Origin of the sequence: Nostoc sp. (assembly GCF_036917275.1) — a bacterium.
Lineage (GTDB): Bacteria > Cyanobacteriota > Cyanobacteriia > Cyanobacteriales > Nostocaceae > Nostoc.
On sequence record NZ_JBALDF010000030.1, the window covers coordinates 122,140 to 148,018 of the forward strand.

Annotated in this window: 20 protein-coding genes and 2 pseudogenes; 12 read left to right on the plus strand and 10 right to left on the minus strand. The window is 42.6% G+C overall.

Annotation, left to right across the window (positions count from 1 at the left end):
* The first annotated feature begins 58 nt into the window (after positions 1 to 58).
* The 7 genes and pseudogenes from mfd (at position 59) to V7K35_RS10850 (ending at position 9,205) form a co-directional block, all read left to right on the plus strand.
* Positions 59 to 3,577 (plus strand): transcription-repair coupling factor, encoded by a 3,519-nt coding sequence (gene mfd / locus V7K35_RS10820; RefSeq protein WP_335078779.1) that lies wholly within the window; start codon positions 59 to 61, stop codon positions 3,575 to 3,577.
* A 120-nt stretch (positions 3,578 to 3,697) separates the two neighbouring features.
* On the plus strand, positions 3,698 to 5,083 hold the full coding sequence (locus V7K35_RS10825) for an AAA family ATPase (protein ID WP_335078781.1): 1,386 nt from the start codon (positions 3,698 to 3,700) through the stop codon (positions 5,081 to 5,083).
* Entirely contained in the window at positions 5,083 to 5,652 is a 570-nt protein-coding gene (locus V7K35_RS10830; protein WP_335078783.1) for a hypothetical protein, read from the plus strand. Before V7K35_RS10825 ends, V7K35_RS10830 begins: the two co-directional genes overlap by 1 nt.
* Before the next feature lie 414 nt (positions 5,653 to 6,066).
* Positions 6,067 to 6,390: pseudogene (locus V7K35_RS10835) on the plus strand (TRCF domain-containing protein); the annotation flags it as partial.
* A 147-nt stretch (positions 6,391 to 6,537) separates the two neighbouring features.
* A complete protein-coding gene (locus V7K35_RS10840; RefSeq protein WP_335078785.1) occupies positions 6,538 to 6,987 on the plus strand; it encodes a hypothetical protein in 450 nt (149 codons plus the stop codon).
* Positions 6,988 to 7,129: 142 nt separating this feature from the next.
* Positions 7,130 to 7,807 carry a hypothetical protein gene (locus V7K35_RS10845; RefSeq protein WP_335078787.1) on the plus strand — a complete coding sequence of 226 codons (678 nt, stop codon included), beginning with the start codon at positions 7,130 to 7,132 and terminating at the stop codon, positions 7,805 to 7,807.
* A gap of 408 nt (positions 7,808 to 8,215) precedes the next feature.
* On the plus strand, positions 8,216 to 9,205 hold the full coding sequence (locus tag V7K35_RS10850; protein ID WP_335078789.1) for an extracellular catalytic domain type 1 short-chain-length polyhydroxyalkanoate depolymerase: 990 nt from the start codon (positions 8,216 to 8,218) through the stop codon (positions 9,203 to 9,205).
* 164 nt (positions 9,206 to 9,369) lie between these two features.
* Here V7K35_RS10850 and V7K35_RS10855 read toward each other — a convergent pair.
* Positions 9,370 to 9,820 (minus strand): annotated as a pseudogene (locus V7K35_RS10855) (Hsp20/alpha crystallin family protein).
* A gap of 732 nt (positions 9,821 to 10,552) precedes the next feature.
* On the opposite strand from V7K35_RS10855, the gene V7K35_RS10860 reads away from it, so the two are divergent.
* On the plus strand, positions 10,553 to 11,644 hold the full coding sequence (locus tag V7K35_RS10860; protein WP_335078791.1) for a hypothetical protein: 1,092 nt from the start codon (positions 10,553 to 10,555) through the stop codon (positions 11,642 to 11,644).
* A 67-nt stretch (positions 11,645 to 11,711) separates the two neighbouring features.
* Here V7K35_RS10860 and V7K35_RS10865 read toward each other — a convergent pair whose 3' ends face one another.
* On the minus strand, positions 11,712 to 12,428 hold the full coding sequence (locus tag V7K35_RS10865) for a gamma-glutamylcyclotransferase (RefSeq protein WP_335078793.1): 717 nt from the start codon (positions 12,426 to 12,428) through the stop codon (positions 11,712 to 11,714).
* 143 nt (positions 12,429 to 12,571) lie between these two features.
* Here V7K35_RS10865 and V7K35_RS10870 point away from each other — a divergent pair, with 143 nt between their 5' ends.
* Positions 12,572 to 13,354: a hypothetical protein gene (locus tag V7K35_RS10870; protein WP_335078796.1), complete on the plus strand. Its 783-nt coding sequence runs from the start codon at positions 12,572 to 12,574 to the stop codon at positions 13,352 to 13,354.
* Between the two features lie 639 nt (positions 13,355 to 13,993).
* On the opposite strand, the gene V7K35_RS10875 is transcribed toward V7K35_RS10870, so the two are convergent.
* Together V7K35_RS10875 and V7K35_RS10880 are read right to left on the minus strand one after the other, a co-directional pair.
* Positions 13,994 to 14,461 carry a phospholipid carrier-dependent glycosyltransferase gene (locus tag V7K35_RS10875; protein ID WP_335078799.1) on the minus strand — a complete coding sequence of 156 codons (468 nt, stop codon included), beginning with the start codon at positions 14,459 to 14,461 and terminating at the stop codon, positions 13,994 to 13,996.
* Positions 14,462 to 14,641: 180 nt separating this feature from the next.
* Positions 14,642 to 14,836: a hypothetical protein gene (locus V7K35_RS10880; protein ID WP_335078801.1), complete on the minus strand. Its 195-nt coding sequence runs from the start codon at positions 14,834 to 14,836 to the stop codon at positions 14,642 to 14,644.
* Between V7K35_RS10880 and V7K35_RS10885 the strand changes: the two genes are divergently transcribed.
* Positions 14,825 to 15,130, plus strand: a complete 306-nt coding sequence (locus V7K35_RS10885; protein ID WP_335078803.1) for a hypothetical protein — start codon at positions 14,825 to 14,827, stop codon at positions 15,128 to 15,130. The two genes, V7K35_RS10880 and V7K35_RS10885, sit on opposite strands and share 12 nt — an antisense overlap.
* A gap of 10 nt (positions 15,131 to 15,140) precedes the next feature.
* Here V7K35_RS10885 and V7K35_RS10890 read toward each other — a convergent pair whose 3' ends face one another.
* From V7K35_RS10890 to V7K35_RS10900, 3 genes are all read right to left on the minus strand, one after another.
* Complete coding sequence (locus V7K35_RS10890) at positions 15,141 to 15,890, minus strand: SDR family NAD(P)-dependent oxidoreductase (RefSeq protein ID WP_335078805.1); 750 nt, start codon at positions 15,888 to 15,890, stop codon at positions 15,141 to 15,143.
* Positions 15,891 to 15,989: 99 nt separating this feature from the next.
* A complete protein-coding gene (locus V7K35_RS10895; RefSeq protein ID WP_335078807.1) occupies positions 15,990 to 17,450 on the minus strand; it encodes a DHA2 family efflux MFS transporter permease subunit in 1,461 nt (486 codons plus the stop codon).
* A 252-nt stretch (positions 17,451 to 17,702) separates the two neighbouring features.
* Positions 17,703 to 17,858 carry a hypothetical protein gene (locus V7K35_RS10900; protein WP_335078810.1) on the minus strand — a complete coding sequence of 52 codons (156 nt, stop codon included), beginning with the start codon at positions 17,856 to 17,858 and terminating at the stop codon, positions 17,703 to 17,705.
* 1,333 nt (positions 17,859 to 19,191) lie between these two features.
* Here V7K35_RS10900 and V7K35_RS10905 point away from each other — a divergent pair.
* Entirely contained in the window at positions 19,192 to 20,139 is a 948-nt protein-coding gene (locus tag V7K35_RS10905; RefSeq protein ID WP_335078812.1) for a glycosyltransferase family 2 protein, read from the plus strand.
* A 131-nt stretch (positions 20,140 to 20,270) separates the two neighbouring features.
* On the opposite strand, the gene V7K35_RS10910 is transcribed toward V7K35_RS10905, so the two are convergent.
* Both V7K35_RS10910 and V7K35_RS10915 read right to left on the minus strand, forming a co-directional pair.
* The gene (locus V7K35_RS10910) at positions 20,271 to 20,987 is read right to left on the minus strand and encodes a ParB N-terminal domain-containing protein (protein ID WP_335078814.1); all 717 of its coding nucleotides are present in this window, start codon (positions 20,985 to 20,987) and stop codon (positions 20,271 to 20,273) included.
* Complete coding sequence (locus tag V7K35_RS10915; RefSeq protein ID WP_335078817.1) at positions 20,987 to 22,366, minus strand: AAA family ATPase; 1,380 nt, start codon at positions 22,364 to 22,366, stop codon at positions 20,987 to 20,989. The genes V7K35_RS10910 and V7K35_RS10915 overlap by 1 nt, the downstream gene beginning before the upstream one ends.
* A gap of 259 nt (positions 22,367 to 22,625) precedes the next feature.
* Here V7K35_RS10915 and V7K35_RS10920 point away from each other — a divergent pair, with 259 nt between their 5' ends.
* The gene (locus V7K35_RS10920; RefSeq protein WP_335078819.1) at positions 22,626 to 22,997 is read left to right on the plus strand and encodes a zinc ribbon domain-containing protein; all 372 of its coding nucleotides are present in this window, start codon (positions 22,626 to 22,628) and stop codon (positions 22,995 to 22,997) included.
* Positions 22,998 to 23,915: 918 nt separating this feature from the next.
* Here the strand turns inward: V7K35_RS10920 and nblS are convergent.
* Positions 23,916 to 25,862, minus strand: a complete 1,947-nt coding sequence (gene nblS, locus V7K35_RS10925) for a two-component system sensor histidine kinase NblS (RefSeq protein ID WP_335078821.1) — start codon at positions 25,860 to 25,862, stop codon at positions 23,916 to 23,918.
* Positions 25,863 to 25,879: the final 17 nt, after the last annotated feature.

Consider the following 25,879-nt stretch of genomic DNA (forward strand, 5'->3'; position numbering starts at 1 on the left):
GACATAAACTGCTTCAAGATTTTCTGACCCACAAAGACTCCCACCGCAAGTAGTACTTATGTCATTTTCTTCTATTGTGCGTGCCTTAGCGCGATCGCCGCTCACCACTGAATTTATTTCTAAGCTAAACCGACAACAAGAATTGCGGTTAAATGGTATTCCCCGGCTGCCCAAGGCTCTGGTGGCTTCGGCATTAGCGCGGGCTACGGGCAAGGATTTGTTTGTGGTTTGTGCCACTCTGGAAGAAGCTGGACGCGTTTACGCGCAACTTGAGGCAATGGGATGGCAAACAGTACATTTTTACCCCACCTCCGAGGCTTCTCCCTACGAACCTTTTGACCCGGAAACTGAAATGAGTTGGGGACAAATGCAGGTACTGGCAGATTTGAGCATGGGGCATGGGGAAGAAAACCAGATTCCCAATCCCTCACAATTACCCAAGATGGCGATTGTGGCTACCCAAGGAGCTTTGCAACCCCACTTACCACCACCAGCAGTTTTTCAAGAATTCTGTCTTACCCTGAAGCGGGGGATGGAATTAGACTTAAATGCTTTCAGTGAGAAAATAACTATTTTGGGGTACGAAAGAGTGCCTTTGGTGGAAACTGAAGGACAGTGGAGCCGGCGGGGCGATATTGTTGATGTGTTTCCAGTTTCATCTGAGTTTCCAGTCCGGCTGGAATGGTTTGGTGATGAAATCGAGCAAATGCGGGAATTTGACCCCGCAACTCAACGTTCCGCCCTAGACAAAGTTAATCGGTTAATTCTTACCCCCACTAGCTTTACTCCCGTAGTGATGGCGGCACTCAAGAATAGTTCTGAGTTAGGAGTTAGGAGTTATGAGTTAAATTCTGAATCAGAACTTAGCACTCAAAATTCATCACTCTTAGAAGGTAGTCGTCGCTTTTTGGGATTAGCTTTCGAGCAACCAGCTTCCCTGCTAAACTACTTAACAGAAAATACCCTGATTGCCATTGATGAGCCAGAACAATGTCATGCTCATAGCGATCGCTGGGTGGAAAATGCTGAGGAACAGTGGATAATGGCGCATGGGGAAGAATCTACTCCCCTAACATTGCCGAAAATTCATCGGTCTTTTGATCAGTGTTTGGTTGACGTTGCCAAATTTAAAACATTATATTTATCGGAACTGTCAGAGGAAAATGATGGAATTAATCTTGCCTGCCGACCTGTTCCAGTCACGCCGCACCAGTTTGCTAAACTAGCTGAAACAATCCGTCAAGAACGCGATCGCAATTTCTCTATCTGGCTGCTTTCTGCTCAACCTTCGCGTTCTGTCTCGCTGTTGCAAGAACATGACTGTCCGGCTCAGTTTATCCCGAATCCGCGCGACTACCAAGCTATAGATAAGCTCCAAATTAACCATACTCCCATAGCCTTAAAATATTCTGGTCTTGCCGAACTAGAAGGTTTTATCCTGCCTACATACCGATTGGTAATTGTTACAGATCGGGAATTTTTTGGGCAGCATTCTTTGGCAACTCCCGGCTATATTCGCAAGCGCCACAAAGCTACTTCTAAACAAGTTGATCCCAATAAACTGCGTCCAGGCGATTATGTGGTTCACAGAAATCATGGTGTTGGCAAATTTGTCAAGCTGGAAAGTTTGACGATTAATAATGAAACTCGTGATTATTTAGTGGTGCAATATGCTGACGGGTTACTCAGAGTCGCAGCCGATCAAGTAGGTGCTTTATCCCGGTTCCGCGCCGCAGGTGATAAAGCACCGGAACTCAATAGGATGACCGGTAAAGCTTGGGAAAATACCAAGAATAAAGTCCGCAAAGCGATCAAAAAATTGGCAGTGGACTTGTTGAAACTTTATGCAGCGCGATCGCAACAACAAGGTTTTAGCTTCCCAGGCGATATGCCTTGGCAGGAAGAATTAGAAGATTCCTTCCCCTACCAACCCACAACGGATCAACTCAAAGCTGTCCAAGATGTGAAACGAGATATGGAGAGCGATCGCCCAATGGATCGCTTAGTTTGTGGCGATGTCGGTTTCGGAAAAACGGAAGTGGCGATTCGTGCTATTTTCAAAGCAGTCATCGCCGGTAAACAAGTGGCACTCCTTGCGCCAACGACTATTTTAACACAGCAGCATTACCATACACTAAAAGAACGTTTTGCTCCCTATCCGGTAAATGTCGGTTTGCTCAACCGTTTTCGGTCTGCTGAAGAACGCCGCGATATTCAAAAACGATTGGCAACGGGTGAATTAGATGTAGTAATTGGTACGCACCAGCTTTTAGGTAAAGGTGTGGCATTCCGCGATTTAGGACTGTTGGTAGTAGATGAAGAACAGCGGTTTGGGGTGAACCAGAAAGAGAAAATTAAAAGCCTGAAAACTCAGGTGGACGTGCTTACCCTCTCAGCCACTCCCATTCCCCGGACTTTGTATATGTCCTTGTCGGGAATTCGGGAAATGAGTTTGATTACCACGCCACCCCCAACCAGACGCCCGATTAAAACCCATCTGTCACCGATTAATTCCGAAAGTATCCGTACAGCAATTCGTCAAGAATTAGACAGAGGTGGACAGGTATTTTATGTAGTTCCACGTGTAGATGGAATTGAAGAGACAACAGCCAATTTACGAGAAGTGATACCGGGGGGTAGGTTTGCGATCGCTCACGGTCAAATGGATGAAAGCGAGTTAGAATCAACCATGCTCACCTTCAGTAATGGCGATGCAGACATCCTCGTTTGTACGACAATTATTGAATCTGGTTTAGATATTCCGCGAGTAAACACCATTTTGATTGAAGATGCTCATCGCTTTGGATTGGCACAGCTGTATCAATTACGCGGTCGTGTGGGACGGGCTGGTATCCAAGCTCATGCTTGGTTATTTTATCCGAAGCAGCGGACATTATCTGATGCGGCGCGGCAACGATTACGAGCAATTCAGGAATTTACTCAGCTAGGTTCTGGGTATCAACTGGCGATGCGCGATATGGAAATCAGGGGTGTAGGTAACTTGCTAGGTGCAGAACAATCCGGCCAAATGGATGCTATCGGTTTTGATTTGTACATGGAAATGCTGGAAGAAGCAATTCGAGAAATTCGAGGCCAAGAAATTCCGAAAGTGGAGGATACCCAGATTGATCTCAACCTCACAGCATTTATCCCAGCAGATTATATTACCGATTTGGATCAAAAGATGAGTGCATACCGGGCGGTGGCGACAGCGAAATCTAAATCAGAATTAAAGCAGATTGCTGCCGAGTGGAGCGATCGCTATGGTAATTTACCAGTGTCGGCGAATCAACTTTTGCGAGTCATGGAACTTAAACAGCTAGCGAAAAAACTCGGATTTAGCCGGATTAAACCAGAACAAAAGCAGCATGTCGTTTTAGAAACGCCGATGGAGGAACCAGCTTGGAATTTATTGGCGGCGAATTTACCAGAAAATCTTAAGACGCGCTTTGTCTATTCTCCAGGTAAAGTGACGGTGCGGGGGTTAGGAGTTTTTAAAGCCGATCAACAATTGCAGAATTTGATTGATGCTTTCGGGAGAATGCAGGGTGCGATTCCAGAGGCGGCTATTGTTTGAGTGGTGTTTCCGTCTGAATAAATAGTTAGACCTCTAAATCCCAGTGGGGATATGATTTAAAGGTTAATACTAAAGTGTTATCACTCAAGGATAGGGGATAATAGCTAAAAGAATACGGCAATGAAAATTAAAGTCAAAAATCTTGGTGCTTTAAAGCAAGCCGAATTCACACTTGGCGACCTGACAATCATTTGTGGCTACAATAATACGGGCAAAACCTACGCTACTTATGCGTTGTTTGGCTTTTTGTCTACTTGGCGACGAATGTTTGCGATCCAAATCAACGCCAATAAGATCAAGCAGCTCCTTGCGGACGGCGTAATTCGTCTTGATATACAAGAATATATTAAACAGTCTGAGCAGATTGTTACTAAAGGTTGTCAAGCCTATACCCAGGAATTACCGAAGATTTTTGCAGCACGAGCAGAACGATTTAAAACAACAGACTTTCAGGTAAGTCTGGATATCCAAAATATTAGTTTAGCTTTTGATTTTACTCGGGAAAGTACCTCCGGCGAGGCATCACTTTTCTCTATTACCAAAAGTGAAAAAAGCACAGAATTAGTTGTAACTCTGCTTGTTGAGAAAAAGAAGGTAAAAATCCCCACCGACATCCTTAAGCGCACCATTGCGGACGCACTAAAAGATATCATTTTTGAGCAGTTTCTTCCTAACCCTTTCATCGCTAGTGCAGAACGAACCGGTGCTGCCATTTTTCGCAAAGAGTTGAATTTCGCCCGCAATCGCTTGCTCAAAGAAATGGCTCAGGCTGATAAAAACATCAATCCAAGAGAGCTTCTATCTAACGTATACCGGGCTTATGCGCTCCCAGTAGAAAAAAATGTAGATTTTATGGGGGAACTGGAGACAATTTTCCCAGAAAGCAGTTTCATTGCTGAGAACCATCCCGATGTGTTGGCTGATTTCGCCGACATCATTGGTGGTAAATACACAGTCACCCGTAATGATCAACTTTATTATGAGCCGCATAGTAAACGGATCAAGCTTTCTATGGATGAAAGTTCTAGCGCCGTGCGTTCTCTACTAAATATCGGCTTTTACCTGAGACACAAAGCCCAGGTTGGTGATTTACTGATGGTGGATGAACCTGAGATGAACCTACACCCTGAAAACCAGCGCCGCATCGCACGGCTTTTCGCCCAACTGGTGAATCTTGGTATTAAGGTTTTCATTACCACCCAAAGTGATTACATTATCAAAGAACTGAATACGCTGATCATGCTCAACCACGATAAACCCCATCTCAAGCGAATTGCCCAAGTTGAAGATTATCGGCAAGAGGAACTGATCTCTTCTGAAAAAATCAAAGTCTATATCGCAGAAAAAGCATCGATAATAATAGACGGCGAAACAAAAAAAACTAAATGCCAGACCCTGACACCAGCCAACATCGACCCAGAACTGGGTATTGAAGCCCGCAGCTTTGATACAACCATCGAAACGATGAACCGGATTCAGGCAGCGATCGTCTGGAGTGAGGAGTAATGTCTGATGGATTAACTGATATTGCTATTCTCAAAGAGATGATCAATAAAACCGCTACAGTTTTATTGGAAGATGATGGTTACGGCAAAAATAAGGTCATACTTACAGAGCCTCCACCCGCCAATTATGATGTAACTATTTATGGGATGCCTAATGATGATGAGGTTATCATCATTAATGCAGATAAATTTAAGTCACCAGATACAGTTTTTAAAGGAAACCGTGGTGAATGCAAACGTGCGGATTTTGTCATCGTTGCTGATACTGGCAAGAAAAAGGTTATCCTCTGCATTGAGATGAAAGCAAAGGCTAGCACAAGCACAGAATGGGAAATCATTCAGCAACTTAAGGGCGCTCAGTGTTTTGCCGCCTATTGCCAGAAAATTGGCAAAGAGTTTTGGGGACAAAAGAATTTCCTTGATACTTATGTCTATCGCTTTGTCACCATTAGAAATATCAATATTCATAAGAAACCAACACGGCAGAAAATAACTGATGATCATGACAGTCCAGAGCGGATGCTAAAAATCAGTTCTCCACATTATCTTCAATTCAATGGTTTGATCTGAGGGAAAAATAATGGCACTGCATAAAAACTTCCCCAACTAGCCCCACGTTATCCTCGATCCAACAAATCGCTGGTTTTCGGCAGTGCGATCGCGCTTTGCTCTCACCCCAAGCGATCGCACCCTAATAACCCCAACAAAGTGCAAGCAGGGATAATTTATAGTATGACTTTCGTATAACAGCTATGACTGAGCTACTTGAACAAGCGATCGCCAAACTAAAAAACTTGCCTGCCAATGAACAAGATGCGGCGGGCTTGTTTCTGTGTCCAAGCGTAAAAATCAGTTTCGTAGAGGCTTGGTGAAGGCATTGGTATCTTTGGGTTTGTTTCAGGTACACGTATTAGGTTAGTTCAACCTCAACATCTTTGCCTTTATTGTATAACTGTCTCAAATTCTACTAATTCTACTATTGAGAGCGATCGCTATGGTAATTTACCAATGTCTGCAAATCAACTTTTGCGAGTCATGGAACTCAAACAGCTAGCGAAAAAACTTGGATTTAGCCGGATTAAACCATAAAACAAGCAGCACGTCGTTTTAGAAACGCCGATGGAGGAACCAGCTTGGAATTTATTGGCGGCGAATTTACCAGACAATCTCAAAACGCGCTTTGTGTATTCTCTTAATAAAGTTACAGTGCGTGGGTTAGGAGTTTTTAAGACAGATCAACAATTGCAGAATTTGATTGATGCTTTCGGGAGAATGCAGGGTGCGATTCCAGAGGCAGCTATTGTTTGATCAGTTTTGCTCAAGTTTCTATAATAGTACCCTTGAGGGTACTATTAGATACATTTTTTAGTTGATATCGTAGCTTTTAAGTACAGCGATGGAGGCAATCTTTCCTCTAGCTGGCATTAAAAATTACAGGTTCAACAAAAAATGATTATGAATTCACTCAAAAAGTCCATGCGCTTGACCAAGATTTTAGCATTTGCTCTATCATTTCTGGTTTTCTGTTTCTCTACAGAGGCGATCGCAGCGCCAAGCACCCTTGCTACCTTAATTATCACGGAAAAAGCGCCAATTACTGAAGGAAAGTTCAGTATCGACACAACAACAACTCCTTTGCCAGATAAAACAGTTATTCGCTCTGCTAAACTTTTTTTATCGGCTGGTGAAACTGGAACAATTAATAAGATTAAAATTACTGGACCAAATGGACTTGAATTTGGTTGTCAAGATATTAAAGTTAAGAACGGTGTTGATTTAATTAAAGCCTGTGGTGGGCCTGCTGTTTTAGAAGCTGGAGGAGCGATTACTTATGTAGCTGAAGGAAGTGGTTTTGCACCAAAACTTAACACCAAGTTAAAAGTGGTTTTATCAGATGATTTTTAGACACCAGTTTTAACCGGAATTACAACCACAAGTTTAGTGAATAAGTCGCTCTAACTTTTATTCCAAGCACAAATTAGCCTTATCGGCTTATGCAGTCAGTATTTGTGCTTGGAATATATTCTGCTATGTGAATACATTACTTATGTCAATAATTTATCCAGTAATACATTTCAGTCTTGCCTTGCTCGAATGGGTGTTAATAAGCTGGGCAATTCGTTTGTGGCAGCAATCAACCAGCCTTGCAATGATTGTATTGCCTATAGTGTTAGTGAGCATTAGCTATGACAATCTCATTCTTTCAATAGGAAGTCTAATTGGTGAAGGAGAGCTTTTGAAAACTCTCAGTATGCTACGCTTTCTATTACATTATTTGGTTGTACCGCTATTCATTGTGATTGGTGTTGAACTTGCTCATCGCGCCGGAGCTAGTTGGGCTAATAGAGTAGTGCGGGTTTTATCTTGGCTAATTGCATTGGGACTTACAGCGATAGATGTTGCCACCCACTATATAGGGCTGGAATTAGTTTCAATAGAGTTTGCGGGAATCCTGCGCTATCATGTTGCCAACTTGAGCGGGCCGCCAATTATCACGATTGTAGTTAATCTATTTCTTCTACTAATTGGCATTGGTATTTGGTTCCGACTTAAATGGCCGTGGTTATTTTTGGGAACATTGGTTTCCCTTCTTGGTAATGCTTTGCCCTCCTTAGCAGTAGGTACACTTGCTGGTAGTGCATCTGAATTTGTCATGGCTGTAAGTTTGCTCTTAACTGAGGAGTTTTCCCAAAGAACGAGACAAAGTATAAGCATTTATTCGTGAAATAGATGCGATCGCCCCACCCATTCAAGCGAACGTATTGAGTGTTTAGTAGAGAGGAAACCAAGCGTAGGCGTAGCCCGTCGCAGACATCGCCCCTATTCCCCCCGACACCCCAGATGATAGACTAAAGACAAACCACCGGAATGTACCGTCCTTCATTCAAGCAAACGCGTTGAGCGTCTCGGAGAGAGGAAAATGGGAGAGCGTCGCACCCACCCCAACCACCCATGAATACTAGATTATATCTGTAGTTAGAGTTTTACTATCTGTAGTTAGAGTTTTACTAGTTGTAATTGAGCGATTATTCAACCATTTGTATGAGGTAAACAGTAAGTGAATAGATGTACTCTGTTCTTTATAACAGCATAAAAAACAAAATACTTATACTTTTACCAAATTTTATTTACCGTGAATATTAATCTAAGTTTTCAATTGTTGAAGCGAGTATTTATTTTTTTTACGTTAATTGGTTTAGTAACAGCTTGCGAATCAATTGAAGCACAGCAAATAACTGCTCGGCAATCCAAAGTTATTTTTGGTGCTAGTGATGGTGAATTAACTGAGCAAGGTTCTGTGCGTACTTACTATATTTATACACCCAAGTCTTATTCTTATAGTCGTCCTATGCCATTAGTTTTAGTATTTCATGGGGACGATGGTAGCGGGCGCTCAATTAGTAATGTCTCAGGGTTTAATGAGTTAGCAGAACAAAAAGGGTTTATTGTAGTTTATCCTGATGGAATTGACCATAAATGGAGCCTGAGAAAGAATGGCAAAAGGAACATTGATGATATCTCTTTTGTGAATAATTTACTTAATCACCTACAGCAAGTTAGAAATATTGATAACCGTAGAATCTACGCTACTGGCTTTTCCAAGGGTGGAATATTAACTCAGGCTTTGACTTGTCAACTATCTGATAAAATAGCAGCTTTTGCTTCTGTTGCTGGTTCTTTGCCAATGCGACTTGAACAAACATGCCAACCGCTTCTTCCTGTATCAATGTTAATGATTAACGGTACAAACGACCAATCTGTACATTATCAGGGCGATGAAAAAACTCAAAAAGGAGCGCTCGTTTCGATTCCGAAAGTAGTAAATTTTTGGCGCGATCATAACCAATGTCCCACGTATGCTGCAAACGATGTAGCATTTGCCCTTGACAATGCTCGCAGTAGCGATAAAGTTAAAACCTATTCTTACTCCGGTTGTAGTGGTGGTTCTGAGGTTTTAGAATTGGCTGTAGTTAATGGAGGACATCTTTGGTACGGTGGTACTTCCAATGATAAAAATATTAACAAGTTCAATAAAAACCTGGGTTTGGACTCAACTCAGATAATTTGGAATTTCTTTGAGCGTCATACTCTACCTCCAGTTCCAAGCAAAAGCATCTCGTAGAGAGGAAAACCCTATTATTCCAACTTCCTCTAAGAGTTGGCGGGCAGGTACGCCATCGCTCCCTCACAGACAATTACTACAAAAAAGGAGCTTGGTTATCTCATAACCAAGCTCTTAGCTATCTCAATCAATTATTGTCGGTAGAATAGTCTCATCAGAAGCCATTAGGCAACAGGTTGCTCTAGATTAACCTTGACAACTTTGTTCTTTTCTTGCTCAGATTTTGGCAGTTTCAAATTCAAGATCCCGTCTTTATAATCTGCGGTGACATTGGCATTTTAAATCCGAGCAGATAGAGGAATTACACGTTGGAATTTACCATAGTAGAATTCGCTCTTGGTAGTGCCATTGTTTTCGATTTTAGTTTCAGACTTGCGCTCACCGCTAATGTGAACAGCATCTTCTGTGACTTGAATATCTAAGTCTTTAGCTTCTAGTCCAGGCAGTTCTAACTTGAGATGAATCGCATCAGCAGTTTCGTGCAACTCAGCAGCCGGAACTTTGATAAAGCCTTTTTTAACCCGTGCAAAGGGGACTCTGGTATCTCCAAATAAGCCGTTGATGTGACGTTCTAAAGTGTTCAATTCTTGCCAGGGGGTTGTAACGAATTAGCATATTAATTTATCCCTTGTAACAGTAGTAGTTTTTTGCTCAAAAACTTTGGATTGAATTCCTTGCTTTGATTACCATAATATTCAAAAGTAACAAGCTGATTAATTCGGTTTTTTCACCTAATAAATGATGATTGCCGCACCAAATTAGGCATTAATCAAGATTACGGTTTACTCGAATTTATCGGTTCGGTAAACCCGAATCATAACTATGAATATCAATTTAGGAGTTTAGATTAAGCCATGACAAAATGACTCAGTAGGACTGAATTAGTAAGCTACACAGCTAAAAATATAAAAACTAAAAGTTCAAGCTGGCAGTTGACAGCATTTAATTGACTTCATGCTTAAGGACTCACTACTCTCTCCAGCGACTGACTCCTCTTAAACTTTTAAATTTAGAATTGCTATATCATACAAGAGATAAAAATTAGCCTAAACCCCGAAAGCCATGCTTTGTCGACTCTGCCGTTATGATCACATTTTGTGCCTCATTAAGATGCGTTTGTCTTACCTTTCGTTTTGCGTATTGGGTGCAGGACTTCTGGGCATTCCCAATTCTCAAATAAGCGCTCAAAACCAGATCGCTGTGCCAGCTTTCGACTTCCAAGGTCGATACCTCGTTATCGCTTCGGACACGGACATGCTCCCTTCTGCATATATCGACGGGAAACTCGGTCCCATGGCCGGCCCCGATGAACTCTCGGTAATACGGCTTGATCGGTCCCCTGCTGCTATGAAACCCATTCCGGTGGAGGTCACAAATTCAGTGATCGGTCCCCCTTCTTCGATCGGCCTCACACCGGATGGCAGGTACGCCATCGTGATCGAAACGCAAGGTCCACGTCCCAGCAAACAAAAGGATGCCAAGCTGAGTGACCTTCCTCTTGGCCGCACAATCACGGTCGTCGATCTTTCCGACCCGGATCACCCGAAAGTGGTTCAGAAGATCAAAGGGTTCGATAGTCCCCTCTCTGTGTCAGTCAACGCAGACGGTACACTCGTAGCCGTCGTCTTCAAGAAAACGCCTCAACGGAAGCAGCCGCTTCTGGCCATGTATCGTCTTCAACAAGGGAAACTCTCTAAGCCTTTCCTTCCAAGCATTCCTGGTTCTGAGGCTGGTGATGCCCTTGTGAGTGCGGAGTTCCATCCAAAGAAAAATGTCCTTGGGTTGGTCTACAGCGAGCATCCGAGGCTGTCTTTAGTTCAGGTAAACACGACCTCAAAGACCGTAGCGCTCTCAAGCTGGGGCGATCCCGTCAACCTCGACATCGCTCCTTTCCTTGTGCGTTTTACCCCTGATGGTCGGTTTGCCATCGTAAACGCAATGCTGCTCGGTACTGATATTCGTGGAACCGTTTCCAGTATTCGGCTTGAACAAAGCACAGCTGCGGATGGTACCCCGCATCATCTTCTCGTTTCGAGGGCAGACACTGGCGTGATGCCAGAGGGTTTAGCCATAAGCCCCAATCAGCGCTGGATCGCTACGACGAATCTGGAACGCAGCGCGCAACCATTGGATGACCCCAAGCAAGGCTTCTTCTCCTCCGTCTCTCTGCTCCGGCTGAACCCGCAGACCGGGAGCATTGATCGCGTGGGAGAGTTTCCCTTCGACGGCATGTTACCTGAGTCCGCTGTCTTTGACAACACGAGTCGCTTTCTGGCTGTGGTGTGTTTTGCACATTTTGACCGCTCAAAGCCGAACGGATCAGTCGATTTCTGGAGACTGACAGGTGATTTCGCTGACCCCAAGCGTACAGAACTGGTAAAGACTGACTTCTCGATCACGGTTGCACGAGGCCCACAGTCGATGGTGATAGCGCGGTAATTTAAAGGATTCGTTATAGTTTGCTAACCTTCCTTCTGTTCTATTAGGCTGTAGCAAAGCTGAAATGTCACCCCTTTGCATAGGGCGAACGAGTAGAGCCGTCATTAACTAAAAGCGTTTGTTGTTTTGCCAGCACTTGTTTGCGTAATAAAAGTAATTGTCTATCTTTAATGCCTTCTGCGATTAATCCATCGACAGTTCTGATGAGATAATCAGCGCAGTCACCTAATTTTCCCGATGCGGTGGCAATACTATCAACAGTGGTTATGAATGGTATATGATCAGCGTACCTGGGATGTTGACGATTGGCAACGAAGGCGATCGCTTTGAATTCCTGCGTACCATCAAACATCCTTACCCAACGAGCAACGTAGACACCAGCTAACATCTCGCGTCGCCAAATCAGCAGTAATTCGGATGGTGCATCGGCAGCAGCAATTCGATAAACAATACCCCGACAACTACCGCCCCGATCAAGTCCTAAGAGTAATCCGGGATTCTCTGGAGTCCCGTAACCGAGGATCATCCATGTACAGAAGCGCCGATGCCAACCATAAATGATCCCAGCACGGCGCTCGACATATGTAATTAGGGGATTCCAAATCAGCGAACCGTAGGCAAATATCCAGATATCAGAATTTGGTGGTTGTTGTTGTAGTGTTTCATCGAGCGATCGCTGTAACTCATCTTCACTCAGGGTAGTTAGCTTTATTCCAGAGTGTGATGCTTCTAATAGTCTTGTCTGTCCATTTCCGGCTTCAAGGTCGCTACGACTGAGTGACATAATGTAAATTTTCAGTAATTTCACTATAACTTTAAGATAAATTAATTATCATATAATTGCCTTTTCCGTAGGATTAAGAGTAAGCCTAACTACAGATAGCAATATCTTGATGATACCAATCCACGATATAAGGAGTAAGCTTTGTGGCATTTGCAGCAAATCAATTATTAAAGTTATCAATCAAATATTTACCAGCAATTGCCACCAAACTAGCAATTACAACTCTAATAGCAGTTCTCCCGTTACCAGTTAAAGCAGTTACATTAGTAACTAGTCGTGCTACTTTCGGAAGCAATGACGGAATTGATTGGTCAAGTTTAGGTAAAGTCTTCAATCCCTTTGCTCCCGATCCTTCGGCTTTTTTGCCTAACTCCTTTTCAGCAGTATCCGAAGGGGGTTTAGCTCTAGGTGTAACTGTACCTCAAGTTAATGATTCTGGTATTACGCCACCTTTTGTTTTTCAAACCTCTTTTATACCCAAAGGTATTCCGACTAACTTCGCTGATGGCGATTTTCTTTTATTGACAGGCTTCAACCCAAGAAGTGGTTTTCCTGCCGTTGGCAACCCAGGTCCTTTGACCATTAGCTTTGATCAGCCTGTTTTTGGTGCTGGTACTCAAATAGCTGTGGACGATATTTTAGAATTCAACACATTTGTCTCAGCTTTTGATAGTGCCAACAACCTATTGGGTACTTTCTCAGTACCGGGAACTTCTTCAGTAACATTGGACAATTCGGCATTGTTCCTTGGGATTCGCAGTGAAACTGCTAACATCTCGCGACTCGTTTTCAGCACTTCTGAGTCAAATAGGGCTTTCGCCATCAACAGAGTGAGCATTATTGCAGTTCCTGAACCAAATTATCCCGTGGCTATATTAGCTTTCGGTGTTTCAGGTGCTATTTTGAGAGTCCGCCAACGTAGGTAAGAATTATTGCTTCAAAAAGCAAGGAATCAGAATATAAAACTCTTATTTAATTGCGTGAAAAGCAAAAGTGATTGAAAGCTTTCCACAGAAAAGTTTCTTTCTTAGTATACTTAGCAAAATTCAAGTATGAGCTAACTTTCTGAGTCGAATAATTGCTGTAAGCTGTGGAAATTAACATCTGAGTAAGCATTCACAATTAAATCTGCCCTTGATAAATTCTGCTTACTATGAGATAAATTAAATTCTCTGCTGAGATAGATATGTCCAGAATGTCCGACCATCAGAACCCCTAAATTTGTCTAGGATGTTTTCTGTTAACTCGAAGCCAATTTCATTACAAAACTTTATTAGAAAAATATCACTTAGCAGTTCGTTATCCAGCAAAGTACTATTCATATCAAATAGTACAGCGTCCATAATTTTGAAAATTCATCACTTGTTTGGAATTAGGTTAAAGATTTTACCCTCCAATACAGTTCAGTTAAAGCAGATTGCAAGTTAATGAAGTACAAAAATACCCCTCCCTAACCCAATACGGTTCAGTTAAGGCTAAAACTCTGCTGTTAAAGTCAATTTTTTAACGAACCGCCAAGGCGCAGAGGACGCAGAGACAAGAAAGAGATGCTTAACTGAACCGTATTAGATGTGGATGGTGAGATAGCCGCATAATGTCCAAAGCAATGGCTCAAAGGCATTCATTGTCAGGACGGTCTGGAGAAACAGGTATCCCGGTGCCAGGATAACGGCGATCGCGGCGATGACTTGGGCGAAGCTGCCTCCACCCAGATCACGGGCGATCAGTCCAGTGAGGATAACGGTGCAAGCTCCGGCGATGGCAGGAAAGAGACGAATGGCAAAGAGGGAGTCTCCCAGCATCCACCGACTGAAATTAGCGATCGCAGGGGTGAGGGGAGGGCCTTCGGCAAAGCCCCAGTCGAGGTGTTCGCCAGCAGCCATGTAGTAGAGTTCGTCTCCAAAGTAGCCGTATTGCTGATTGGTGCAGAAATGGAGCAAGAGTTTGAACAGACCAAAGTAGCAAAGGATGGCGATGTCGTTACTAAACCATTGTTGCTTTGCCGATTGGGGTGTTGAGGGGGCTGAAACCATATTCGTAAAACTCTAGATGGGGTAAAGATAGCGAAGCTACAACAAAGTGCGACGCGACAGCTAGAATCTTTGTAGGTAGTGTAATGGTTTTAGATACAACAAACAAGCATTTAACTAACTAATAGAGTGCAAGGACTTAATGCTTGCTGTGCGATAAAAAGTCTGCTTCGACATTTTATCTTAGTTTTCTGTGCCTATACTTTTATTCTTTGGCGATAGTCCATGCTCCAGAACAAAAGCCTGTGCTGCGTCTGCACCATCGACTTCAAATCGCTGTTCCCCATCAAAGCGATCGCTTAGTCCCAAGTCGTGTAGCACCGCACCGAGATACAGCAGTTCGCGATCGCACTTCAGTCCATCCCGTTGACCAAGCAAATTGCCAAAGAGAAATGTGCGAATGAAGCCATCAATCAGGTGAAAGATGAACCAGATCAGCGATCGCACTTAGCACCAAAGTTGAGTGAATATTTTGCCACTAAGCGATCAGGAATCTTCTTCTTCCACCAGCTTTTCGGCGATCGCAAGCTGCAAGCTATCCTGAATGTTGCATTGTCGCTCGAACATAACCCTGTAGCTCGTTACATCACCGATCGTCATACTCCGGTTCACGAAGGATTAGTCACCTCCCCGAAAGCTTGGGCAATCCATTGTCCCCGCCCCGATCATTAGCTGATTAGCTTTAATGTTCTTGTCCCGTTGGTCGGATGAGGATTTCGTTGACATTAACGCGCGATGGCTGGGTGAGGGCGTAAACGATCGCAGCAGCAATGTCTTCGCTTTGCAGAGGTGTAATTGCCTTGCGTCGTTCTTCAATGCCTTGTTTGGCAATGGGATCGGTAATTTGGTTATCAATTTCCGTATCCACCAAACCTGGTTCGATGATGGTGACGCGGATATTGTCCTTGTGGACTTCTTGGCGCAATGCTTCGGAGAGGGCATTCACACCCCATTTAGTAGCATTATAAACACCGACGCCCGCCCGCGCTGTCCGACCAGCCACTGAGGAAATATTGACTATATGCCCCGATTTTTGCGCCTTCAACAGAGGCAAAACAGCATGAGTAGCATATAGCAGTCCTAGTACATTGAGGTCGAACGATCGCCGCCAGTCTGAGCTATTTCCAGCTTCAATGGTGCCGAGTAAGGCAATCCCTGCATTGTTGACGAGAATATCAACCCTTCCCAATTCTGCATTTGCCTTTGCCACCAAATTATTTACCTGGGTTTCATCAGTCACATCGGTGACAATAGGCAATGCCTTGCCACCACTAGCTTCGATGCGTTTTGCTAATGCCTGAATGCGATCGCCACGCCTAGCAGCGAGTACTACTGTTGCTCCAACTGAAGCCAAGGCGATCGCAGTTGCTTCTCCAATTCCCGCTGAAGCTCCAGTGATAATTGCTACTTTTCCTTCTAATTTACCTGTCATTTATTTAACTCCTTAGTAATTGATAATTCAATATTGGACATTGGACATCGGGCGCTTGTACTCAGAGGTTTTGAAGTATTGGGTATTGGGCATTGGGCATTAATTATTCCTCCCCTGCTCTTCTGCCCCCATGCTCCCCTGCCTCTTACTGCTCCTCAAAACGGATGCAACTGCTGCCCCACAAAGTATTAGGGCTGCGAAGCGAAAAGTTCCTTGGAACCCCGCAACGATCGCCTCAGGAGGGGCAACAGAGACATCTGCACCCGCAGACATACTAGCAATTAGCGCTCCAAATACTGCCCCGATTAGAGAAACTCCTACTGTGTTCCCTAAGGTACGTGACAAAGACAGCAGCCCAGAAGCAATCCCTAGCCGCTCCCTCGGTACTGCTCCCATGACAGTGCTGTTGTTGGGCGATAGGAATAAACCCAGTCCAATGCCGTAAATAAAATAACGCGATACATAGTCTAACTCAGTAATTTTAGCATCAAAGGTGCTGATCCCCAGACAGCCGCCAATCATCAACCCCAGCCCAATGGAACTGATCACTCGACCGCCAAAGCGATCTGAAAGTGTTCCAGCTAGCGGGGCAATTAACCCACTAAGTACAGGCGACACGGCTAATAGCAGCCCCACTTTTATCGTCGGATAATGCTTGACACCTTCTAAAAAGAAAGGGACGATCAGCAGTGAACCGCCAATAACAGTGAATGCTAGCCAGCCACTTAGCAAACCCATACTCAACTGAAGATTGCGAAACAGGTTTAGCTCTAGTAGTGGCTGCTCTACGATCGCTTCAACTACCAAAAAAGTCATAAAACTCACGGCGGCGATCGCTAATAATATCAATGCATTGCTACTACTAAAGCCCTGGCTTTGCCCTAACGTCATACCCAGCCCAAAACTACCTAGAGTCAATAAAGCCAATATGGCTCCAAAAAAGTCAAATTTCTGTTTGCCCTGAATGCGTACAGAAGGTGGCACTACCCTAGCTATTAAAAAACTAGCTATGATCCCCAGCGGTACATTGATGAAGAATATACTATGCCAGCCTGACAAGCTTAGAAGCAATCCGCCAGCAGAAGGGCCAAAAGCAATTCCCAGTGACACTACACTACCGATGATGCCAACAGCCCGCCCTCGTTCGGAAGAGGGAAAAACTTCTGTGATGATTGCCAAACCAAGCCCAGAAATGAACACAGCACCTAGTCCTTGAAGGGCCCGAAAGCTGATCAACCACTCAATACCAGGTGCAAAACCACACAATAGCGAACTGAAAGTAAACAGAACAAGTCCCCCCTGATATAAGGACTTCTTGCCCCACATATCTCCCAGGCGCGTTGCCCCCAAAACTAAACTGGAACTAACCAACTGGTAACTCAATACAGCCCATTGGGTTGTTGGGAAACTGGTATCAAAGGCTTGCACCAATGTGGGCAAAGCAACATTGATGATGCCGAGATCTAGGGTAGACATGAATACCCCAAGTCCGACACCGAGTAAGACCCAATTTTTTTGAGAGCCTGACAAAGCCAAAGGTTGTGTTTGCAATTGTGCCAACGTTTAGCCTCCACCTTTGACTTTACGGTTGTGAATAGTTTGCATACGTATATTCATTGTAGGGTGCTATCCTCACTACCAAGTTCATGAAATTAAAGATCAGCTGCCTAAGCTTTATGAAAGTATCAAGTCAATAGCTAGGATGCCTGCTATAGATTTATTTTGAATTTTGAATTGCTTAGGCTGCCTGTGGTTGTTTTGATAACTGCACCTTAGGGGCAACCTCTTGGGCGAATAGCTCCATTGTTTGCCTTACATGCTCATTCGCCTAAAATGATGTTCTCCAAAAGAGCAGGATTCAAAACCCAGTGTTTCAGCCAATTGCACATCGGCGATCGTCTGAGCAAAAAATTCCCGATCTTCAATATTAGGAGTAGCCCACATTTGGTGGAACAGTCCAATCTGCATATGATTACCCTCTGCAAATACTTGGCTTTAGCGTACTTTTGTGCTTAATACCAGACGTGCAATACAGTTTTACAAGAGACAACGCCTGTTGAGCATTTGTAGTGCTAAATTAGCGGCTTCCATCCCAGACTATCTATGTATTTCATCCCTAGCGTTGGCGATTTTGTTTACAGCGATCGCACCAGGCATTTCGTTGATCACAAATACTCTGGATGAATTGAAAAATTTAGGTTTATCCCAGGCATCGACTTCTCAATCGCTGGGAATCTCTTTCCTGCTTGTCATATATTTAATAGAGTACCTAGATACTCTTAACTCCAGACTCCTTTAACTAGATGAACAATAGTGTTCAATAAAATCCGGTAACTGGATGGGCTTACTGTATTTTATACTAGTTAGCAAACTATCATAGACAACTCTAAGAAGCAAGCTCTGAGTCGTTAAAAACTCAACTACCCCTCTCCCTCACTTGCTTGGAACAAGCATTAATTAAGGGGCGTTTCGTTTTTAGCCCTCAATTCATCAGGCAGCATTGTATCCCTACGGGGAAGCAAGCTACGCGTAGCGTCTCCCTTAGGAGAAGAGAGGTTTCCGTTTCCTTTATCTAGTGACTGGCGTCTGGTGCCGACTTGTTCGCGCAGCGTCTCCCTTAGGAGAAGCGACTGCCGTCTCGCCGCCAAATCAAAGATTATGAGGATAGTCTTCTCTGGGAACCAGGTAAAGTTATTGCCCAGACGTTTCTGGCTCAATCCGCGCCCCAAGCTGAAGAACTCGGACGAGATCATCAGCGTTTCGCTAGGTTTCAATTATCTTGCCGTCAACAATTTATACTTAAATTAAAAATATTGTTTATTTATCAGTGAATAACTGTGGGCTGATGTAAGTTAAGAAATAAATTTTTGCTCTGTGCATTATTGCTAATTGGTTGAGAGACAACCACTACTGCTTTATGCAAACCCAAATCGCATTCTAGACAGCATCTAAGACATTCTCATTACTGGTACACTACCATGTACTTTAATCGAATGCCCAAGGGCATAGGGCATTTTGCAGAGAAGTGATACCACAACAAGGGTTTTGCCAATGCAGACAAACAACAGGTAATGTTTAGTATCATCATCACTTCCTCCTTACCCTCAGCAAAAAGTCTAAAGATGTGTAGATTATTAATTATTTGGGAATAATAGCTTAGAAAGTAACGGTAATATTATTTGCGTTACTCAGTAACTTGAAGATAAAAAGGATTTTTAAAAATGGATATAGCTTTATTGGAGATGCATTAAATTAGCAATTTATCTAAAGTTTCTAGCTTGTCCAGTTATTAGTATATAATATGCCTAAAATTACTGTTTGCATTCCTACTTTTAATCGTGTTCATCTCCTTCCTTATGCCATTGACAGTGTACTGAATCAGTCTGAGCAAGACTTTGAGCTAATTGTTTGTGATGACGGTTCTAGCGATCGCACACCTGAGTTGATGTCACAGTACACAGACCACCGGATTAAATATATCCGTCATCCGCAAAATATTGGTAAAAGTAATAATATGCGCTCTGGCTTTGATGCTGCCAGCGGTGAATATTTTATTAAATTTGATGATGATGATCGCCTAACACCCGATTTTCTTGCAAGTACCGCAGCGATTCTCACTCAAGACTCTAGCATTGATTTTGTTGGTACAGACCATTGGATAATTGATATTAACAATGTGCGGGATGAGGCAAAAACTCAAGAAAATTCTCAACGCTGGGGTAGGAAGAATTTACCAGCAGGTATTGTAGAGAATTTGTTAGAAGTTGTATTTATTCACCAAAGCTTTCAAATTGGGGCAACATTATTCCGCCGTAAAACATTGCAAGAATTAGGATATATGCAGCCAAATCTGCAAAATTGTGAGGATAATGATTTATTTGTGCGTCTGGCGGTGGCTGGAAAAAAAGGTTATTATTTACCAGAATTATTGATGGAATATCGCTCTCATGCAGAGCAGCAAGGTATCAATAGAGCCATTCCTTATTTATTTGATAAAATCCGGTATTTAGAAAGTTATAAGTTTGAGTCTGAAAAAATAGAGACAATCAGGAAAAATCGTTTAACTGAAACGCAATTATTATTAGGTTTGCGTTTAATTGAAAAAGGTGAAACGCAAAAAGGCAGAGAGCTAGTTTTGGCGGGACAGTCTTTTTCAACTCCTAAAGCTTGGACTGGTTTAGGATTATCGTTGTTACCAGTTGGGTTGCGAGGTAAGGCGTTTAATGCATTGCGACAGGTGCGGGGTTAGGCTATGGGAATGCTTTGGCACAGCCCGCGTACCCCTTTTTATATCAAGTACCTGGTGGTTAATGGCTCACCCAAAGGCGCAGAGAAAGGTATACAGAGTTTTACACCGCGAAGAACTTATTTAACTAACTACTAGCTTCTTGACCACTGATCAATAATAGTCAAAATTGTTTTATCACCCAAGTTTTTAACAGATTTTACTACATCGCGGTAATCTTCAAACTCTTGCTTTGATTTTTTGCGTCGAGCATCAAATATGTCTTTTGCAAGTTTTTCAGCCCCACGAATTCTAGCGCGTTGTAACTTTATAGATAACTCGTCTTTGTCCAAAGAGTTCAATAAACTGAGTGGATTAATCTGTTCACCCTTTTGAGGGATAAGGTTTTCAAGTTGCTTGAACTGACTATCTATTCTCTGTCTTTCTTGTAAAAATTCTGACTTAAATTCATTAAATTGCTTTTCAAGACGTAATTCTAGATTTGCCAAACGTGGTTCTAATTTTTTGGTTTCAGGCTGTGATGTTACTGTTTTATCAGAAGAATCAATTCCTTTGAAAGATGCAACTTGCTTTACTACTAAATCCTCTACTTTTGGGGCAATGACACAAGCATTAACCATTTCACCTTGCCGAGGATTTTTTTCTCTTGCTCTGACAGCAGCATAATATTCAAAATGTCCATCAACTACCGTATAGCTTTCTACCCCTGTTACTTTCAGAACTAATGGTCTGATAATTCCTCCTGTTTCTATAATTATATCTGCAAGGTTCTCTAAATCAGCTTCTGCAAAATTTGAACGAGGTTCATTAGAAGCAATACTTTTCACATCCACCAAAGAAAAATTAATCATTAATAAACTCCCATTTTTCGGATAACTTCATCTGCTAATACATTAAATTCTTCAGCAGAAATTTGAGCAGAAGTTTTTAATTCGGCAAATTTAATAATAGACTTAGGGTCAGGATATTCTAAATCTCCAACTGGGATAGTCTGATTCATACACTCTGATAATGCTGTTCTGTCATAAATTACAGCTTCCATGAGTGGCAGTTGATAGCGCTCTGAAATTACTTCTCTCTGTTTAGGAAAATTGTATTGTAAAAATTTAGTATTTGTTGAGATTTTAGAAGCAAGAACGCCCATTATACTAATGGGCGGTTTACCCATAATTTCTCTGGATTCATTAATTTGATTAATAAAATTTTTGACCGTTGGTAAACCTTGGTTAGCAAATGGTTTCAAATCGGATGGGATTATCAGGTAATCAGTAGCAATCAGTGCAACTTCAGCATATAAATCTCTAGATGGAGGAGTATCAATAATTACAATATCATAATTATTTTCTACCTTTTTTAGTTTTGTTACTAGCCTGCTCCTACTAGCCAATATTTTATTCAGGATGTCCTGATATTGAATCAATGTGATATGTGAAGGAATAACATCAATTTCTGGATTATTGAAATAATCAGATGTACGTACTACTTCTGGAATAAAGTTAAAATCTCCTGATTCTAATAAATGGTATACGTTTCGCTCTCTTAAATTATCATCTTCTTCAAATTGAAATTTGATTAATCCTGTAGCAAAAGTAGTATTTGCCTGGGAATCTATGTCAATTAAAAGTACCCTTTTACCTTTTTTACTCAATGCTGCTGCAAGGTTTACTGCAACAGTAGTCTTACCAACGCCGCCTTTATTATGGTAGATTGCAATCGTTTTCATTGAATGTTTCCTCTTTCTTTCAAAATTTGAATTAATTTCATTTATTTCAACTTCTGGTTTATCTACTAGCTGTCCTTCTTTAAGACTCTCTCTACCAATTAAACTTTTAATTTTATCTAACTTGATCTCAACTTCTTTCCCAGAGCATTGAAATACTAATTGAATATCATATTGTAATTTTTGATAAATTCTAATCTCTTTGCCATTAGTCAGCAATCCATACCTGACATTCAAGCTGGTTAAATAATGCCTAAGTCGGAGGATATGATTATTTAAGTTTTGTTTGGGATGCTTTGCTTCCATGACGACACTCAGCGGTGAGTTGGCATCTAATGCAAAGGGAATCACTTGTGCGGCAAATGCTAAGAAATCTAAGCGGATGCTACCAAGGGCAACTTCTTGATGCCAGGTGTCAGGAGTATAACCTAGCTGCGGTAGCAAATATTGCACTATAAGTTTGCTTTCAACTTCGCTTTCGTTACGGCACAGCTCAGGATTAAAAGGCAATATTTTTATACCTCTAAATAATTATTGAACGTGGGACAAAAGCTCATATTTGCTCGATTATGGCATAGCCCTAATTATTTGTAGTGATGGAAATCACTTAGAAAAATCTAAAAAATCATCATAAAATTAGTACTTTTACTGTTAAAATAACCACTTTTGAGAGTTAGCCATACTTAAAATTAACAGGCTACGTATCTATTTCCCCATTACCTTTGTAAATGGCTAGAATCAAAGTGTTTACCTATTTGTGCTAAAGGTTTTGGCTACTGTATCTTGTCCCCACTGCCATCAACTCGTTGATAATCAAGCTATTAGTTGTCCCTATTGCCGGACAACACTCAAAGCTTACGGTCATCCCGGTATTCCATTGCACCGCACCACTGGGGACGGGTATCTGTGCGACACCTGCACCTATGACGCTGATGACACTTGCAATTTTCCTCAGCGTCCTTACGCTAAAGAGTGTACCCTCTACCAAAATATTGAAGAGACAAAGTTAGAGTTGGAACAGCAGCGTTATACTAACAGTTTTGCAGTAACTGTGAAAATTTGGGTAAAACGCAATCAGGGTTTGCTGTTGCTATTAGGTTTATTATTGGTCTGTTTGTTGTTCGTTATATTAAGGTCTTAATTTGTGTTTCGTGGGGAGTGGGGAACATGACGCTTCTGGGTTGAGTTTTATACAGACCTAACCCCCAGCCCCTTCCCTGCAAAGGAAGGGGAGTAAGATTCCATTCTTCTCTCCTTTTAGAAGCTAGGGTGTACACACAAGTATGACCAGCATAGGTTTCAACTCTTCTAGTCGTTTCGTAGGGTGCATTATGGACACGCTAAAATAACAAATGCGTAGGCGTAGCCCGCCGTAGGCATCACCGAAATAACAAATGCGAACGCCGAAATAACAAATGCGAACGCCGAAATAACAAATGAGTACGCCGAAATAACAAATGCATACCCCGAAATAGCAAATGAGTACGCCGAAATAACAAATGAGTACGCCGAAATAACAAATGCGTACGCCGAAATAACAAATGAGTACGCCGAAATAACAAATGCGTACGCCGAAATAACAAATGCGTACGCCGAAATAACAAATGCGTACGCCGAAATAACAAATGAGTACGCCGAAATAACAAATGCGTTGGCTAGCAAGAACCGCAGGCATCGCCATGATTGCAACAATTTAACATTGACGCGGGAGCGTAATGCACTGCAAATCTTTGGTAAATGAAGTTTTTCCGACTTGTGTGTACACCGTAGCCTTTTAGAAGAGAGGTCACAGTCTATTAGACATATCCGCAAATGAGTATCAAACCCTTGTACAGCAAGAGTCAAAACCTAATTTTCGGATAAGTCTATTGCATCCAAACGATAACCGCTATAGTAGACCTCTTGCAAAAATCCTTGAATCACCCCTCCCCAACCCTCCCCTTCATAAGGGGAGGGGGCAAGATTTAAAGTTTCCCCCCTTTATAAGGGGGGTCTATTCGACTTATGCAAGAGGTCTAGTGAATCGTCAAAATAACAAACAATCCCCAATCCCTAGCCTTCAGACTGTAGTAATTTTGGATGCTTCAGCAATAGGTTCAACTTGTATCGGTGGTGCTTTTTCCTCAAAGGCGGCTAAATCGAACCAAAAAGTTGTGCCAATGCTGACTTCACTCACTAGATGGACTTTACTACGATGTCTATCGATGATATTTCTGACAATCGATAAACCTAAACCCGTTCCTTCTAAGGTGTGAACTCGGTTTTCGACGCGGAAAAAGCGCTCAAAAATTGAGTGTTGGTCTTCTGTGGCAATCCCAATTCCAGTATCGGAAATTTCAATCCGCACTGGAGAAGATTGGGTGTGAATGGGTTTGAAATCTAGTTGGTAGGCGCGGATTGCCACTTTACCACCGACTTTTGTGAATTTAAGGGCATTACCAATCAGATTGCCAAACACTTGTACTAACAGATCATAATTACCCATTACCAGGGGCAAATTAGGAGCAACTTCCTGAACAAGTTCAACACCTTTATCTTTTGCATTGAGTTGGTAAGTACGCAGGGTTTGCTCGATCGCTTGCGCTAAATCTACCCCATCGAAGTTATACTGGCGACCAGATTCGAGTTTTGACAAATCCAATACATCGTTAACTAGGCGGGTTAAGCGATCGGTTTCATGGTTGACAGTTTGCAGAAACTCTTGCCGTTCTTGTAAAGCTAATTCTTCGCCGTAGTCGTGCAGGGTTTCAATATAAGTTTTGATGTTAAATAGAGGCGTTCGCAGTTCGTGAGAAACGTTGCTGATAAATTGGCTTTTTGCATCGTTTAGCTCCACCTCACGGGTAATATCTTGGATAGTAATCGCAATACCTTTGATGCTTTCTCTTTGGACGTTGAGTACTGTAGTCAAGAGAATGCGAACCGTCCGTGGGATGGGTTGGTTAATAAAAATTCGGAATTCGGCGCTTTCGCATTCGCCTGCTGCCATTTCATACAAAGGACTGGTGATTTCCATTTGTACCGCTGGCGGCAAGTGATGTAACACATTGCAGCCTACCACTTCAGCGGTTTCCCAGCCAAAAATTCGCTTTGCCGTGGGATTGACTAAAATCACCTGCATGTTGTTATCAATTAACACAGCACCATCTGCGATCGTTGAAACTAGGGTTTCTAGCTTCGCTTTTTCTGCGGTCAGTTCCTCAATATTCTGTTCTTCATAGCGCTCTAATCGCTCTGCCATTTCATTAAAGCTTAAAATTAACTCCCCTAGTTCGCCCCCTAAAGGTAAATTAATCCGCTGCTTGAAATTCCCAGTAGTAATTTGCTTCACCCCCACCAGCAGTTCTTTTATTGGCTTAGTGATGGTCAAGGCGTTAATCACTCCTGCCAAAATCACCATTACCCAAATCGTGATAAAAACAGCAATGGTGACATCACGGGTAAAATTGGTGGAGATGACAGCGGTCTGATTGGGGTTGATCCCGATCGCTAATACACCTAAATATTTTTTATTAACGATCAGGGGAATAAACACATCGGTGACTGTCCCATCTGGGGTCATGTGTTGCCGCACCATTGGCTTTTCCCCATCACCAGGGTAATCTTCGGGCAGTTGTATGCGCCGTTTAATCGTCAGGGAGTTTTCTACCTCCGCATCCCAAAAAGGAATGCCAAAAAAGATTTCCCCAGTTTCATCAGCGTAGAGCATATAACGCACACTAGAGGTGCTGCTGTAGAAGCGTTGAGAAAATTGGGCAACCTCAGTCAGATTATTATCAGCGACTAGGGGAGCAACGTTGGCAGCAAGCAGCAGCCCCAAGTCACGACCGAAGCGGGTATCATTCATCCGCGCATCCTGCTGAATTGTATTCACAGCCCAGAAGGTCAGACCACTCATTACCAACGAAACCACCAATGTCGCCACAGCCAGCAGTTTGGTCTGGAGTGTGAACTCAGCCCACCAACTAGCGATCGCATCTCGAATTGTTTTAAACAGACTTAGCATCTTAAATAAAGTTGTTA

Coding starts and splice junctions, on each gene's coding strand:
- mfd (WP_335078779.1), top strand. CDS start 59: ATGTCATTTTCTTCTATTGTGCGTGCCTTAGCGCGATCGCCGCTCACC.
- V7K35_RS10825 (WP_335078781.1), top strand. CDS start 3,698: ATGAAAATTAAAGTCAAAAATCTTGGTGCTTTAAAGCAAGCCGAATTC.
- V7K35_RS10830 (WP_335078783.1), top strand. CDS start 5,083: ATGTCTGATGGATTAACTGATATTGCTATTCTCAAAGAGATGATCAAT.
- V7K35_RS10840 (WP_335078785.1), top strand. CDS start 6,538: ATGAATTCACTCAAAAAGTCCATGCGCTTGACCAAGATTTTAGCATTT.
- V7K35_RS10845 (WP_335078787.1), top strand. CDS start 7,130: ATGTCAATAATTTATCCAGTAATACATTTCAGTCTTGCCTTGCTCGAA.
- V7K35_RS10860 (WP_335078791.1), top strand. CDS start 10,553: ATGAAACCCATTCCGGTGGAGGTCACAAATTCAGTGATCGGTCCCCCT.
- V7K35_RS10865 (WP_335078793.1), bottom strand. CDS start 12,428: ATGTCACTCAGTCGTAGCGACCTTGAAGCCGGAAATGGACAGACAAGA.
- V7K35_RS10875 (WP_335078799.1), bottom strand. CDS start 14,461: ATGGTTTCAGCCCCCTCAACACCCCAATCGGCAAAGCAACAATGGTTT.
- V7K35_RS10890 (WP_335078805.1), bottom strand. CDS start 15,890: ATGACAGGTAAATTAGAAGGAAAAGTAGCAATTATCACTGGAGCTTCA.
- V7K35_RS10900 (WP_335078810.1), bottom strand. CDS start 17,858: ATGCAGATTGGACTGTTCCACCAAATGTGGGCTACTCCTAATATTGAA.
- V7K35_RS10905 (WP_335078812.1), top strand. CDS start 19,192: ATGCCTAAAATTACTGTTTGCATTCCTACTTTTAATCGTGTTCATCTC.
- V7K35_RS10910 (WP_335078814.1), bottom strand. CDS start 20,987: ATGATTAATTTTTCTTTGGTGGATGTGAAAAGTATTGCTTCTAATGAA.
- nblS (WP_335078821.1), bottom strand. CDS start 25,862: ATGCTAAGTCTGTTTAAAACAATTCGAGATGCGATCGCTAGTTGGTGG.